Annotated in this window: 15 protein-coding genes; 2 read left to right on the top strand and 13 right to left on the bottom strand. The window is 37.3% G+C overall.

Annotation, left to right across the window (positions count from 1 at the left end; genetic code table 11):
* Window positions 1-58: 58 nt before the first annotated feature.
* The 4 genes from dnaA to ACYIAR_RS11850 all read right to left on the bottom strand — a co-directional run bounded on the left by dnaA (window position 59) and on the right by ACYIAR_RS11850 (window position 4664).
* Complete coding sequence (gene dnaA / locus ACYIAR_RS11865) at window positions 59-1456, bottom strand: chromosomal replication initiator protein DnaA (RefSeq protein ID WP_480329765.1); 1398 nt, start codon at window positions 1454-1456, stop codon at window positions 59-61.
* Window positions 1457-1635: 179 nt separating this feature from the next.
* Window positions 1636-2517, bottom strand: a complete 882-nt coding sequence (locus ACYIAR_RS11860; RefSeq protein WP_480329764.1) for an MlaD family protein — start codon at window positions 2515-2517, stop codon at window positions 1636-1638.
* A gap of 25 nt (window positions 2518-2542) precedes the next feature.
* Complete coding sequence (locus ACYIAR_RS11855) at window positions 2543-3658, bottom strand: N-acetylmuramoyl-L-alanine amidase family protein (RefSeq protein WP_480329763.1); 1116 nt, start codon at window positions 3656-3658, stop codon at window positions 2543-2545.
* Between the two features lie 268 nt (window positions 3659-3926).
* Window positions 3927-4664, bottom strand: a complete 738-nt coding sequence (locus tag ACYIAR_RS11850; RefSeq protein ID WP_480329762.1) for a lysophospholipid acyltransferase family protein — start codon at window positions 4662-4664, stop codon at window positions 3927-3929.
* A gap of 222 nt (window positions 4665-4886) precedes the next feature.
* On the opposite strand from ACYIAR_RS11850, the gene ACYIAR_RS11845 reads away from it, so the two are divergent.
* Window positions 4887-5057, top strand: coding sequence for a hypothetical protein (locus tag ACYIAR_RS11845; RefSeq protein ID WP_480329761.1), 171 nt, complete (start codon window positions 4887-4889; stop codon window positions 5055-5057).
* A gap of 81 nt (window positions 5058-5138) precedes the next feature.
* Here ACYIAR_RS11845 and ACYIAR_RS11840 read toward each other — a convergent pair whose 3' ends face one another.
* Together ACYIAR_RS11840 and ACYIAR_RS11835 are read right to left on the bottom strand one after the other, a co-directional pair.
* Window positions 5139-6170 carry a pyridoxal phosphate-dependent aminotransferase gene (locus ACYIAR_RS11840; RefSeq protein ID WP_480329760.1) on the bottom strand — a complete coding sequence of 344 codons (1032 nt, stop codon included), beginning with the start codon at window positions 6168-6170 and terminating at the stop codon, window positions 5139-5141.
* A gap of 33 nt (window positions 6171-6203) precedes the next feature.
* Window positions 6204-9203 carry a serine hydrolase domain-containing protein gene (locus tag ACYIAR_RS11835; protein WP_480329759.1) on the bottom strand — a complete coding sequence of 1000 codons (3000 nt, stop codon included), beginning with the start codon at window positions 9201-9203 and terminating at the stop codon, window positions 6204-6206.
* Between the two features lie 198 nt (window positions 9204-9401).
* Between ACYIAR_RS11835 and rplS the strand changes: the two genes are divergently transcribed.
* A complete protein-coding gene (gene rplS, locus ACYIAR_RS11830) occupies window positions 9402-9749 on the top strand; it encodes a 50S ribosomal protein L19 (RefSeq protein WP_480329758.1) in 348 nt (115 codons plus the stop codon).
* A gap of 175 nt (window positions 9750-9924) precedes the next feature.
* On the opposite strand, the gene rplQ is transcribed toward rplS, so the two are convergent.
* The 7 genes from rplQ to infA all read right to left on the bottom strand — a co-directional run bounded on the left by rplQ (window position 9925) and on the right by infA (window position 13312).
* Window positions 9925-10407, bottom strand: coding sequence for a 50S ribosomal protein L17 (gene rplQ, locus ACYIAR_RS11825; RefSeq protein WP_480329757.1), 483 nt, complete (start codon window positions 10405-10407; stop codon window positions 9925-9927).
* Window positions 10408-10415: 8 nt separating this feature from the next.
* Window positions 10416-11408 carry a DNA-directed RNA polymerase subunit alpha gene (locus ACYIAR_RS11820; protein ID WP_480329756.1) on the bottom strand — a complete coding sequence of 331 codons (993 nt, stop codon included), beginning with the start codon at window positions 11406-11408 and terminating at the stop codon, window positions 10416-10418.
* A gap of 11 nt (window positions 11409-11419) precedes the next feature.
* Entirely contained in the window at window positions 11420-12025 is a 606-nt protein-coding gene (rpsD, locus tag ACYIAR_RS11815; RefSeq protein ID WP_480329755.1) for a 30S ribosomal protein S4, read from the bottom strand.
* A 120-nt stretch (window positions 12026-12145) separates the two neighbouring features.
* Window positions 12146-12535, bottom strand: coding sequence for a 30S ribosomal protein S11 (gene rpsK / locus ACYIAR_RS11810; RefSeq protein ID WP_022457112.1), 390 nt, complete (start codon window positions 12533-12535; stop codon window positions 12146-12148).
* A gap of 13 nt (window positions 12536-12548) precedes the next feature.
* Window positions 12549-12929 carry a 30S ribosomal protein S13 gene (gene rpsM, locus ACYIAR_RS11805; protein ID WP_480329754.1) on the bottom strand — a complete coding sequence of 127 codons (381 nt, stop codon included), beginning with the start codon at window positions 12927-12929 and terminating at the stop codon, window positions 12549-12551.
* 35 nt (window positions 12930-12964) lie between these two features.
* Window positions 12965-13081 carry a type B 50S ribosomal protein L36 gene (gene ykgO / locus ACYIAR_RS11800; protein ID WP_005645768.1) on the bottom strand — a complete coding sequence of 39 codons (117 nt, stop codon included), beginning with the start codon at window positions 13079-13081 and terminating at the stop codon, window positions 12965-12967.
* Window positions 13082-13093: 12 nt separating this feature from the next.
* Window positions 13094-13312 (bottom strand): translation initiation factor IF-1, encoded by a 219-nt coding sequence (gene infA / locus ACYIAR_RS11795; RefSeq protein ID WP_009318521.1) that lies wholly within the window; start codon window positions 13310-13312, stop codon window positions 13094-13096.
* Between the last annotated feature and the right edge of the window lie 2 nt (window positions 13313-13314).

Here is a 13314-nt window from a genome sequence, read left to right as displayed (position 1 = left end):
ACATAGCATAAAAAAAGGCACTATGAGAAGTGCCTTCAAGTACGTATAGTTTAATTAGTTAGTTTTTCAACAAGTTCTCAATTTCCTCAACAGAAGAGCGGAATGTCTTGTCCGTTTCCATCTGGTCCTTAATTGTCTTGCAGGCATGAAGAACTGTGGCATGGTCTTTTTTACCGACAATCTTTCCTATATGTGACAACGAACAGTCTGTATATTTCTTTGACAGGAACATCGTTATCTGGCGAGCCTGCACAATCTCCCTCTTACGGGACTTTGAATGAATCAGCGACTGGTCCAAATCGAAATACTTGCATACAACTTCCTGTATTGACTGCACAGAAATCTGTTTCTTTTCCAAACGGACAGCCATACTTACAACACGCTTAGTCAGCGGCAAGTCTATCTCTTTGTTGTTGACAACTGAATTTGCCATCAACGAAACCAGAATTCCCTCCAAGTCACGAACATTCTCAGTAACATTATCGGCAATAAAGTTAAATACGTCTTCCGACATCTTTATGCCATCATGATTTATCTTGTTCTTAAGAATTTTCTTACGCAAATCCAAATCCGGACGGTTCAACTCAGCAGTCAATCCCCATTTCAGACGAGTAATCAAACGTTCCTCCATTCCCTGCAAATCAACAGGCGGTTTATCTGAAGTAAGAATAAGCTGCTTGTTGAGCATATGAAGATGATTGAATATATGGAAGAATGTATTCTGAGTTTTGTCCTTTCCAATCAATTCCTGTATATCATCAAGAATCAACACATCAACTCCCTGATAGAAATAAAGGAAATCATTCACTGTGTTACGGCGCACAGCATCCGTAAATTGTATGCTGAAAAGATGAGCCGACACATAAAGCACTTTCTTGTCCGGCTGTTCTTCCTGAATTCTGTTTCCAATTGCGTGACACAAGTGAGTCTTACCAACTCCCGAAGCTCCGAATATAAACATCGGGTTGAAAGCTGTTTTACCCGGATTGCGGGCAATTGCCTCACTAGCCGAACGCACAAGTTTGTTGCTGACACCTTCGAAATAGTTGTCAAAACTATATTTAGGATTTAGATAAGAATTCCAATCCTGCGGAGCCTTTGAATCGAACAAACCCGGCACATTCACCTGCTGATTCTGCAGTCTGCGTGGTTTAGGTGTTGACGACGGATAAGTAACCATACTTTCATCATCCTTCGTATCGCCATAAGTAGCCATACGATATGTCAGTCTGGTTCCCTCACCAACAACACGCGACAACACCGGCTGGAGCACATGCAGATAGTGTTCGTCCAAGTATTCGCCAAAGAACTGGCTAGGCACATTTATTTTAAAGACATTGTTTTCGTAAGAATAAGGTACTATAGGCTTGAACCATGTATTATACACAGCTTCAGGCACTATATCCTTTATCACCTCAAGGCACTTATTCCACAAAATCTGACAATCTGTCTGCATATTTTATATCTCCAAACTATAACTTTTACTTTCGATTAGGACTACAAAGTTTACAAATAAAATCTGAAAAAAAAAACCAGATTTTATTTGGAAATTTGTTTTATAAAAAATACGTATTGAACTTCAATTGTTTAGTATTTCAATTCTCTGAAAATATATTCAAACTTTTTTTTCGAGCATTAAAATACTGAGAACTGAACATAACGTTTCGGATTCTCGCGCAAGTCAAGCAACAGCTTTGATGCGTTTTCTGTTGTGCTGTTCAAATTGTCGTACAACGCACGGTCGTTAAGTAAAAGTCCTATGCTATTATCCTTTGAATTAAGCTTTTCTGTTGTCAGCTTCAAGTTGTCGAGTGTAGAATTGATACTATTGACAGTCGTAGCCAAATCAAGGCTTTTAAGTTCAGAGCTTACTGTTGAGAAATTACCTGTGATAACTTTCAAATCTGAAACTATAGCAGGCACATCATTTGCAAGCATTTTATTGAGATGACGAGTTGACACCTCAAGATTTCCTGTTGTTTTCTGGATATTGTCCAAAGATTGAGTAAGTGCCGGATGATTAATCAATGTCTGTATGCCTCCAAGAATTGAATCAAGTTTCGGAAGAAGAGCTTCTACCGACGGAAGAATATTTTCCTGAATTGACTGCATCATCTCTTCGCTCATGCGACCTTCAATCTGATCGCCCGGCGAAAGGTAATCTTCAACATATTTATTCAAATGGATATGCAACTCTGCACCGCCAAGGAAACTGTTAACGATAGTAATGTAGCTGCCTTTGTTGATTTTCATTTTGTCTTCAAGGCTTACGTCAACTTTTATCTTTCCTTTGTTGTCGTAGTCATAAACAATATCACGCACAAGACCGACTTTGAAACCGTCAATAAACACCGGGCTTGAAATTGTTACTCCTTTTACATTAGTGAACATTACCTCGTAGTGGTTGGATGGCTTGAAAAGATTTATTCCCTTCAAATAATTGATACCGAAATAAAGCAATGCCAAACTGATAATAGAGACCAAACCTATTTTTGCCTCTTTCGTAAATGTCTTCATTTTTAATATTTTATTTCTTTAATTTTCAATAATCCACACGCTGACCGTCTTTGAAAGCTACGACAAACGCGTCTTTAAAATCTTTTAGTATCCGACGGCGAATTCGCATTATTTCCTTGAAACTGGTAGATTCACCGTAAGTATATTTATACAGACCTTTCTCCTCGAAATATTCAACATTCTTATACCCCTTGAAATATCTGGAGCCAGATGATAGTTTTTTGTCAGAAGTAAGAATCTGCACTTTAAAAACAATTTTTCCCTTTTCAGGTTTAACTTCTTCAGGAATTTTTTCTGAAACAGTTTCACTTGTTTTGTTATCAGACTCACTGACAGCAACAGCTGTTGAAACAGGAAGACCGGATTTCTTTCTGTCGAAAGCGTTCTTGTAACGGTCAAAAGCTTCTGAAATTGCCGATGCCAATTTTGTTTGTCCTTCAGCAGAACGCATGAACTGCTCTTCGGAAGGATTTGATATAAAACCTAATTCTATAAGTACGCTGGGCATACTTGTTTTACGCAACACGAGGAATCCAGCCTGACGAACACCTCGGTCTGCACGGTTGGCAGCCGTAAAGCAATCCTGCACCTCGGAAGCGAATTGAATACTTTGCTCCAAATGCTTGTTTTGCATAAATTCAAATATGATATACGACTCTGAAGAGTTTGGATCGAAACCCTCATATTTTGCCTTATAATCATCTTCAAGCAGGATAGCTGAGTTCTCGCGCATCGCAACTTCAAGGTTCTCGTCCGTACGTGCCAAACCTAAAGCATAAGTCTCCGTTCCACGTACACTGCTCCCGCGTTTAACAGAATTTGTGTGAATTGAAATAAACAAATCCGCCTTGTTTCGATTTGCGATGTTCGCTCTTTCGTCAAGTTCAATGAATTTGTCTGTCGAGCGGGTGTATATCACTCTTACTTCGGGATGATTCTGCTCAATCATATCTCCGAGCTTCAAAGCGACCTTAAGGTTTATTTCCTTTTCGTTGATTTTTGCCCCTCTTGCACCGGGGTCTTTACCTCCGTGTCCTGCATCTATCACTACGGTGAACTTGTCTGACTGAGCCATCAGATTAACACAGACACCTAGCAGCAGGCAGAGCCATATAATATATTGTTTTACCTTACGTTTCACAGCTACGCGTTACTTGCAATTTCGGGTGACAAAGGTAATACTTTTTCATCTATAGTCTAGAACTTTTCAACTTCTTTCTATGTTTTCAACCTATTTTTTCAAGATTATAACCAAAAGGATAAATTGCCAGGCAAGATGCTATAGAGTGGAACTTTTTTTTCATAGGCATGAAAAAGTTTTTTCACAATATATGAAATTTTATTTCCATATAATATGAAAAAACTTTTCCAAGAGTTAAAAATTGTCTGAAAATGTAATCTTTTGGGAATCAACGATATTTATTCCACAGGTCTTTTTCTATTATTTCCTGCGTCATATCTGCCATCTGCTGCAGACATTTATGCGTAGATTCAACACCGTCAGTAGATACAGGTTCATGGATTACCATTTCCAGTGGGTGACGATGCAAATTAAGCGAACCGATTGGCAGAACGTCAAACGGACCGTTGATTGTTATTGGAATTATAGGTAAATGCTGATCCACCGCCATCTGATAAGCTCCTTTTTTGAATCTTATCATTCTCCCGTCGTATGTTCTTGAGCCTTCCGGGAATATTGCAATCGATGCACCGGACTGAAGTATGCGCTCTGCTTCCTTGACTGAGCGCGCAGCAGCTTTAGCTGATGAACCGTCAACAAAGACAAATCCTGCAGCGCGACATGCTGCACCAACAAACGGTATCTTACCTATCCCGGCTTTCATCACCCATTTGATAGGAACGCCAAGAAAACCGTATATCAGGAAAATATCAAATGCACCTTGATGGTTTGCCACGAATACGTATGATTTTCCCGGTGTGATATTCTCCCTTCCACGAACCTTTACCGGACAAAGAGCCAGATAGCAAGTAAGCCTGGACCATATCATTCCCGGATAATATGAGAAGAAACGCTCTCCACCGAGCAGACATCCGATAATAACTGTAACAGCAGTAATAATAGTCAGTACCAGAAACAGTGGCACAAATATAAGCCACGTATAAACCACATAAAACAAACGTTTCATAATGCAAATATTTATCTAGCAAAGATAGTGAAAGGGTAAAATAGAAAAAGATATTTTACAAAGTTTAGCTGCCAAAATTATAAATTCAGGGCTCCAGATTTATATTTATCACTAAAAATTCCGACTTGCATTCATTTTTATAGTAAAATATTTTTGCAATCGGGTTATTATTGTTTTATTTGCAGTAGAAAAGAAAAAGAATTATAAAAAACATCTATAACCATGAGCGAGTTAATTAAAAATTTAGGAGTTATCGTACTTCTTATCGGCGTTGTTGTCTTGGCTGTTCCTGCATTTACAGGTGGTATGTCTAACACTATCCTTCTTTCAGGTCTTGGCTTGATTATCTTGGGATATTTGGGACATATCGTAATCAACAAGCGTTTTGAATAAAAAGTATTGTGAATTTTATCACATTCTTGAAAAGGAAATAAAAAAACCCGGATTCGCATCTCTGCAAGTCCGGGATTTTTATTATCTAATCTGGCCAAGCCAGTCTTTAATTGCAACAACGAGCAAATCATTATACTCAGGCTGCTGTGCCGAAATGCGGAAATGGGCATCAGTAAGTCCGCGGAAATTAGAAGCGTCACGGATTAGCAGCCCATACTTCTCAACTAAGAATTTCTTCAAATCCGATGATTTTCCTTTTTTCAACCTCACAAGGAAAAATGTAGTAGTTGAAGGCATGACCTCAATATCTTCTATTTCGGAAAGTTTACGCATCAGAATATCAGTATCTCTTTTCCAGGAATCCAAAGGCATTTCAAAAAGTCCGGGATTTGACAATACATATTTGCCAGCCTCGATAGCAATGCTATTCACCGACCAAGGAATTATGAAATGGCTGACTTTATCTATTATTTCTTCCGAAGCCACAATATATCCGATTCTCAATCCAGGTATCTTATGGACTTTTGATATCGAACGGACAAGAATAAGGTTCTTATGTCTGTTGATATCAGATGGAGCAATCATTTCGGCTCTTACAAATTCCGAATAAGCCTGGTCGAGAACGAAAAGTGTTTCTGGATTGGATTCTATCAATCTCTCTATTGAAGTTTTATTCCACAAACGCCCGTCCGGATTGTTGGGATTACAAATCCAGCAAAGTTTCTGATTATGCAAATCAAGAGATTCCAAGGGTTTGGAATTCTCTACATATGTAATGTTATGTTCGTATAATTTACAAGCATCTTCATATTCGGCAAAAGAAGGTATAAGAATAGTTGAATTCTCACCTTTCCACGTTTGTGCCAACATATAGAATGCAGTTATGGAACCATTAGTTACCAATATATTACTACTATTTACTCCATAAACATCAGCAAGCATATGTTTCAACGAAGCAGCATCCGGTTCCGGATAACGCGAAAGACTTGTAAAAACAGAAAACAAGTGTTCCTTAAGCGAATCCAAATTTGCTCCATACCAAACATTTGAACTGAAATTTGCCGTTATTTCCTTTCCGGAAATAAAATAATCATCACCGTGTCCGAACAACATAATATATTTATTTCAACAAAAACGGGGACAAAGTTACATTTCTTTTCCGGTTTTGCGATCCATAGATTTATATATTATATCCTGAATGCGGGTTCGGATATCAAGACTACTCAACTTTGAATTTGCTCTTGTCGGATTAATTCTGTTTGAAAGGAATATATAAATCATATTGTTTGTCGGATCAACCCAAAAACATGTCCCGGAAAAACCTGTATGTCCATAAACAGACAATGGCGTCAATGCTCCACAAGGAGAAGAACCGGCAGAAGCCGACGGTTTGTCGAAACCTAAACCGCGACGACAAGTTGGACTTTTCGACATTGTGAAAAGTTTACATGTCTCAGAAGACAGATATCTTTCTCCACCATACTCACCTAAATTAAGATACAATTGAAGAACTTTTGCCAAATCTTCTGCGTTGGAGAAAAGACCTGCATTTCCGGAAACTCCACCCTGAAAAGCGGCAGCTTCGTCGTGTACATATCCTTGAATCAGCTGGCGACGGATAAATCCGTCATATTCTGTAGGAACTACATCAGATTTACCCATTTTCTCCAACGGGTTGTATGTGGTATGATATGCTCCAAGACGGGAATAGAAATTCTCGTCCAACAATTTATCCATTGGCTGAGAAAATAATCGTTCAACCATAATTTTCAACAATATAAAGTTTACACATCCGTAACGGTAAGAACCGGGCTTAGTGAGACGTGAATCTTTTATTTTCATAATTATAGTATCCTGAAAAGTTGAATTAAGATAAAAATCATCGGCAACTTTCAAATCATATCCTTTCTTGGGAACAGAAGAGACAAGTTGCGGTAAAAAAGTAAAATCATTGCGAACATAAGTTTTCGAATCAAACTTGACTGAATGAGTTTGCGTTTTACGATTACTATACAAACTTCCTTTATAACTATCCTTATCTATTGCCGATAGATAGAAATTAATAGTTGAAGGCAAGCCGGACTGATGATATAACAATTGCTTTACCGTTATGTTTTTCTTATTAGAAGAATCTAGTTCCGAAACAAACTGAGATATTTTATTATTCAAATTGAACTTGTTTTCATCATAAGCTTTCATAACGGCAAGAAGTGTTCCTGCTGCTTTTGAAGCTGAAGCCAAGTCATAAACAGAAAAATTATTTACTGACCTGTGATTCTTATAGTCATATCTTCCAAATGATTTGTTATATATTACCATTCCATCTTTTGCTACCAAAACCTGGCATCCGGGATAAGCTTTAGCTTTCAGTCCTTCATTGACAACACTGTCAATCAATGAAAGTCTTTTAGGATTTACACCAACTTCCTCCGGTTCATGGAAACCAAGACGCGTTTTCTCTGTAAAAAGGCCAGAACCCGAATAATAAAGTCCGGGAATGGAAACTGAGAGTTTACCTTTTGCTGCTATTCCGCCAAATAAAAGCTGCGCTGCATATTTCTGAGCCAAAGGAGTAGCTTCGTAAGCCATTACAAAAGACTTTGCTTTCGTAATAGAACTTTTATAGTTCTTAGAGAAATAAGGTATAGTAAAGAAAGTATATATCAGTTCTTTCTCCGCAACTAACTTACGTAAAGCTGCATTCTCCGGAATACGGACAGTATGAACTCCGCAAATAATCACGTCATAATCATTCAATTCATTATATATACGCTGAACTGTTGCAGCCGGTGTACTTCTAAGAATGCTGAAATGTTTTACTTTAGCATATGAATCTATGGTTGTATGAAACTCACAATCTACAGATTCTCCGATTGTAAGAACAGCAATTTTCTTTTTATCTAGATTTTTCAAAGGTATAATTTCATCCTCATTTTTAAGCAATGTTATTGCCTCTGCATTCAATCGAGATGCTAACCACTCTGCATGAGGAGAGTTAAGACGAGCAGAAAGATTCTTTATTTCAATAGGTTTATAATTATTAAGTCCTGCTATATATTTATATTCCAAAATCTTCCTACATTTTTCTTCAAGCATTTCAGAAGAAATCAGACCTGAAGAAACAGCTTCCTTAACAGCCTTAAAATCTGAAAAAGGATTTGCAGGAGCAAGCAGAACATCATTTCCAGCCAAAAGAGCCTGAACACAAGGATTATCTTTATTATTTGATGATGCACCTTTCATTGCAAGAGCATCCGTAAAACATAACCCTTTAAAACCAATCTCATTCTTAAGCAAATCTGTAATAACTTTTGCTGATAAAGATGCTGGTTTTTTAGAATTATCCAAAGAAGGAACAAACAAATGTCCGGTCATCATTCCGGCAAAGCCTTCATAAACATATTTCTTGAAAGGGTACAACTCAATACTATCTAATCGTTCACGTGAATGACGAACAGCAGGTAAAGTCTTATGAGAGTCATCAGAAGTATCACCATGACCAGGAAAATGCTTTGCGACCGAGATAATTCCGGTTTTTTCTAATCCTTTGGCATAAGCTATACCTTTATCAGCGACTTGTTCTGGTGTTTCAGCAAATGAGCGCAAACCAATTACAGGATTATCAACATTACTATTAACATCCAAGTCCGGTGCAAAATTGATATGTATTCCCATTTCCCTACATTGACGTCCTACTTCCTCGCCATATGCTTCAAGCAAATTCATGTCTTCAATTGCACCAAGCATCATATTTTTGGGGAAACGAGTTGTTCCACTAAGTCGCATCGACAATCCCCATTCACCATCAAGAGATACCATCAATGGTATTCGTGAAGATTTCTGCATCATGTTTGTTAATTTTGCCTGGGATGAAGTACTTCCTTTATGAAACAACACTCCTCCGATATTCATTTCTTCAACATAACGAAGAAGCAAACGCTGATTCTGTGCCGAAGTTGACAAGTCTGCTATAACCATAAATAACTGTCCAATTTTTTCATCTTCAGACAATGATGAGTAAACTGAATCAACCCATTGCTTCATTTCCTTATTATTAGCTTTCCTGTACAAATCAGGATAAGACTGGGAAAATACATCAAAAAATGAAACTAATAAAAGACAGATAATATATATGTGTGCTCTCATATTTATATAAATTATTCTTCAAATTTAGTGAAAGAAAAGTATAGCTACAAATTGTAGATTAATATACAAATCTTTTTCAACTGGTTTATTTGATTATAAAATAAATGTTCGTAAATTTGCACTCGCTTTGCGTAATCTCTGTTGAGACAAGCAGCTCAATATATTACGTTATTATAAAACAATTTAAAGCCAATAAAAATGGATTTGATTAAAATTGCAGAAGAAGCATTTGCTACAAAAAAAGAGCATCCTTCTTTCAAGAGTGGTGACACTATCACAGTAGCTTACCGTATCAAAGAAGGTAACAAAGAACGTGTACAGCAGTACAGAGGTGTTGTTATCCGCATTTCAGGTCACGGTGACAAAAAACGTTTTACTGTACGTAAGATGTCTGAAAACATCGGTGTTGAACGTATTTTCCCAATTGAATCTCCGTTCATCGAAAGCATCACAGTAAACAAAGTTGGTAAAGTACGTCGTGCTAAATTGTATTACTTGCGTGCTCTTACTGGTAAGAAAGCTAGAATCAAAGAAAAGAGAGTTTAATCTCAAGATTCTATTGCCATACAAAAAGCCATCCGAAAATTCGGATGGCTTTTTGTTTATAGTCTTATTCGTAACAATACTGAATGAAAGCTATAAATATATAGGTAAATCAATAAACAAAAAAAGCGTAGATAAAAATCTACGCTTTATATTATAATCCCTTGACAGGAAATTATTATTCAGCTGACTGTTCTTCAACAGCTGGAGCTTCTGCTGCTGGAGCTTCTGCTGCAGTTGATTTCTTACGAGAACGGCGAGTCTTAGTTGCTTTCTTAGCTGAATTATCTTTTGCCATGTTTTCATTGTAATCAACCAATTCAATGAAGCACATTGCAGCATTGTCACCCAAACGATTACCAGTCTTGATAATACGAGTGTAACCACCTGGACGATCAGCAATCTTCTGAGAGATTTCTTTGAATAATTCAGTTACAGCATATTTATCCTGCAAATAGCTGAATACAACACGTCTTGAAGTAGTTGTATCTTCCTTTGACTTAGTGATAAGTGGTTCTACAAACTTACGAAGTGCTTTAGCTTTAGCTGTCGTAGTAAAGATTCTCTTATGTTTGATTAGAGAACAAGCCATATTCGAAAGCATCGCGTCACGGTGAGTGTTTGTACGACCCAAATGATTTATTTTTTTGTTATGTCTCATCGCTATACTTACTCTTTATCTAATTTATATTTTGTGATATCCATACCGAATGAAAGGTTCAAACTTTCAAGTAGTTCATCAAGTTCAGTGAGCGACTTCTTACCGAAGTTCCGGAATTTCAACAAATCATTTTTGTTGAACTTAACCAGTTCACCCAACGTTTCAACATCAGCGGCCTTCAAGCAATTCAAAGCACGAACAGAAAGATCCATATCTGCCAACTTGCTCTTCAACAATTGACGCATATGAAGTACTTCTTCATCGAATTCTTCATTGCCATCAGTATCTACTGTCTCAATTGCAATCTTTTCATCTGAGAACAACATGAAATGATGTATCAGAATCTTAGCAGCCTCTTTCAACGCTTCTTTCGGATGAATAGAACCATCAGTGGCTATTTCAAGAACCAATTTTTCGTAGTCCGTCTTCTGTTCAACACGGAAGTTTTCGATTGCATATTTAACATTGCGAATCGGTGTATAAATAGAATCGATTGCAATAGTGTGGATATCGTCATCCGGCTTTCTATTTTCATCAGCTGGAACATATCCACGACCTTTATTAATTGTCAACTCAATCTGGAAACTTGCATTCGGATCCAAATGACAAATAGTTAAATCAGGATTCAAAACTTCAAAACCTGACAACTGTTTACCTATTTCACCGGCGTTGAACACTTCCGAACCCGAAACAGTAATACTTACTTTTTCATTCTCAACATCATCAACAATATGCTTGAAACGAACCTGTTTCAAGTTCAAGATAATGTTAGTTACATCCTCCAAAACACCAGGCACTGTATCAAATTCATGATCAACACCCTCGATTTTAATTGATGTAATAGCATAACCTTCTAGTGATGACAAGAGAATTCGGCGCAGAGCATTACCAATAGTAATACCATAGCCTGGCTCCAACGGACGGAACTCAAACTTTCCGAAGAAGTTGTCCGCTTCCAACATTAATACTTTATCGGGTTTTTGAAATGCTAATATCGCCATGGAATCAATTATTATTTAGAATACAATTCTACGATCAACTGCTCTTTAATATTTTCAGGGATGTCAGCTCTTTCCGGTAAGTGCAGTAGTTTACCGCTCATTGAAGTCTGATCCCATTCAATCCAAGGATATTTGCTGTGATTGAAACCAGCCAAAGCATCAGCAATAACTTCCAAAGATTTAGATTTTTCACGAACACCGATGATCTGACCAGCTTTAACAGCATAAGAAGGAATATTTACAACCTTACCATCTACTGTAATATGACGGTGTGAAACCAACTGACGAGCAGCAGCTCTAGTTGGAGCAATACCCAAACGGTATACTACATTGTCCAAACGACCTTCTAACAACTGCAAAATAACTTCACCGGTAATACCTTTTGAACGAGAAGCTTTTTCAAACAAGTTTCTAAACTGTTTTTCCAATACACCATAAGTATATTTAGCTTTCTGCTTCTCACGAAGCTGGATACCGTATTCTGAAGTTTTTCTTTTTCTGGCATTACCGTGCTGTCCTGGAGGATAATTCTTTTTAGAAAGAACTTTATCAGCACCGAAAATAGCCTCACCAAATTTACGGGCAATTCTTGTTTTTGGTCCAGTATATCTTGCCATTTTTTTATTGTTTTAAATGTTCTGTATGAATCTGGAACCGTGCAGCCGCGATTACAGAGAGGATAAGGTCAATATGCAATCTATTCACAATTCCGGATTCAAATTCAAGAAATAAGTTAATTATACTCTTCTCTTTTTAGGAGGACGACAACCATTGTGTGGTAATGGAGTAACATCAATGATTTCTGTTACCTCGATTCCAGCGCCATGAATTGTTCTGATAGCTGATTCACGACCGTTACCTGGTCCTTTTACATAAACTTTTACTTTACGCAAACCAAGATCATAAGCTACCTTAGCACAATCCTGAGCTGCCATCTGAGCTGCATAAGGAGTGTTCTTCTTAGAGCTTCTGAAACCCATCTTACCTGCAGAAGACCAACTAATTACCTGACCTTCGCTATTGGCAAGAGATACGATAATGTTATTAAAAGAAGAATGAATGTGAGCCTGACCGTAAGCGTCAACTTTTACGTTTCTCTTCTTCGCTGCGACTGTTTTTTTTGCCATATCTCAACTCTTATTATTTAGTAGCTTTTTTCTTATTTGCAACAGTTTTCTTCTTACCCTTACGAGTACGAGAGTTGTTCTTAGTTTTCTGTCCTCTCAAAGGCAAACCGATACGGTGACGAACACCTCTGTAGCAACCAATATCCATTAGACGTTTGATGTTCAACTGAACTTCAGAACGCAAATCACCTTCAACCTTATATTCAGCGCCAATGATTTCACGAACTTTAGCAGCTTGTTCATCTGTCCAATCCTTAACCTTGATATCGCGATCAATTCCTGCTTTCGCTAAAATAGTGTTAGCTGCACTACGACCAATACCATAAATGTAAGTCAAAGCAACTTCACCTCTTTTATTTTGTGGCAAGTCAACACCAACTATTCTTATAGCCATATTTCTTAACTCAATTATTTTGCAAAAATAATAAATTATCCTTGACGTTGTTTATACTTAGGATTTTTCTTGTTAATTACGTACAAACGACCCTTTCTTCTAACGATTTTGCATTCAGGGGTACGTTTTTTCAAAGATGCTCTTACTTTCATATCTTAATTTTTTTATTTATATCTAAAAGCAATTCTACCTTTTGACAAATCATAAGGGGACATTTCAACTCTCACTTTATCTCCAGGGAGAATCTTAATATAATGCATTCTCATTTTTCCAGAGATATGTGCTGTAATCTCATGTCCATTCTCCAATTCTACACGAAACATTGCATTAGACAATGCCTCTACGATTACTCCATCTTGTTCTATTGCCGCTTGTTTAGCCATAT

The organism is Parabacteroides sp. KHUB-01 (assembly GCF_056640935.1).
This window is presented reverse-complemented; position numbering and strand designations above follow the sequence as displayed.

Excerpts from the sequence above, each read along its gene's own strand:
- rplQ (WP_480329757.1), bottom strand. The coding sequence starts at position 10,407 with ATGAGACATAACAAAAAAATAAATCATTTGGGTCGTACAAACACTCAC.
- ACYIAR_RS11835 (WP_480329759.1), bottom strand. The coding sequence starts at position 9,203 with ATGAGAGCACACATATATATTATCTGTCTTTTATTAGTTTCATTTTTT.
- ykgO (WP_005645768.1), bottom strand. The coding sequence starts at position 13,081 with ATGAAAGTAAGAGCATCTTTGAAAAAACGTACCCCTGAATGCAAAATC.
- rpsM (WP_480329754.1), bottom strand. The coding sequence starts at position 12,929 with ATGGCTATAAGAATAGTTGGTGTTGACTTGCCACAAAATAAAAGAGGT.
- infA (WP_009318521.1), bottom strand. The coding sequence starts at position 13,312 with ATGGCTAAACAAGCGGCAATAGAACAAGATGGAGTAATCGTAGAGGCA.
- ACYIAR_RS11840 (WP_480329760.1), bottom strand. The coding sequence starts at position 6,170 with ATGTTGTTCGGACACGGTGATGATTATTTTATTTCCGGAAAGGAAATA.
- ACYIAR_RS11860 (WP_480329764.1), bottom strand. The coding sequence starts at position 2,517 with ATGAAGACATTTACGAAAGAGGCAAAAATAGGTTTGGTCTCTATTATC.
- rplS (WP_480329758.1), top strand. The coding sequence starts at position 9,402 with ATGGATTTGATTAAAATTGCAGAAGAAGCATTTGCTACAAAAAAAGAG.
- ACYIAR_RS11845 (WP_480329761.1), top strand. The coding sequence starts at position 4,887 with ATGAGCGAGTTAATTAAAAATTTAGGAGTTATCGTACTTCTTATCGGC.
- ACYIAR_RS11820 (WP_480329756.1), bottom strand. The coding sequence starts at position 11,408 with ATGGCGATATTAGCATTTCAAAAACCCGATAAAGTATTAATGTTGGAA.
- rpsK (WP_022457112.1), bottom strand. The coding sequence starts at position 12,535 with ATGGCAAAAAAAACAGTCGCAGCGAAGAAGAGAAACGTAAAAGTTGAC.
- dnaA (WP_480329765.1), bottom strand. The coding sequence starts at position 1,456 with ATGCAGACAGATTGTCAGATTTTGTGGAATAAGTGCCTTGAGGTGATA.
- ACYIAR_RS11850 (WP_480329762.1), bottom strand. The coding sequence starts at position 4,664 with ATGAAACGTTTGTTTTATGTGGTTTATACGTGGCTTATATTTGTGCCA.
- rpsD (WP_480329755.1), bottom strand. The coding sequence starts at position 12,025 with ATGGCAAGATATACTGGACCAAAAACAAGAATTGCCCGTAAATTTGGT.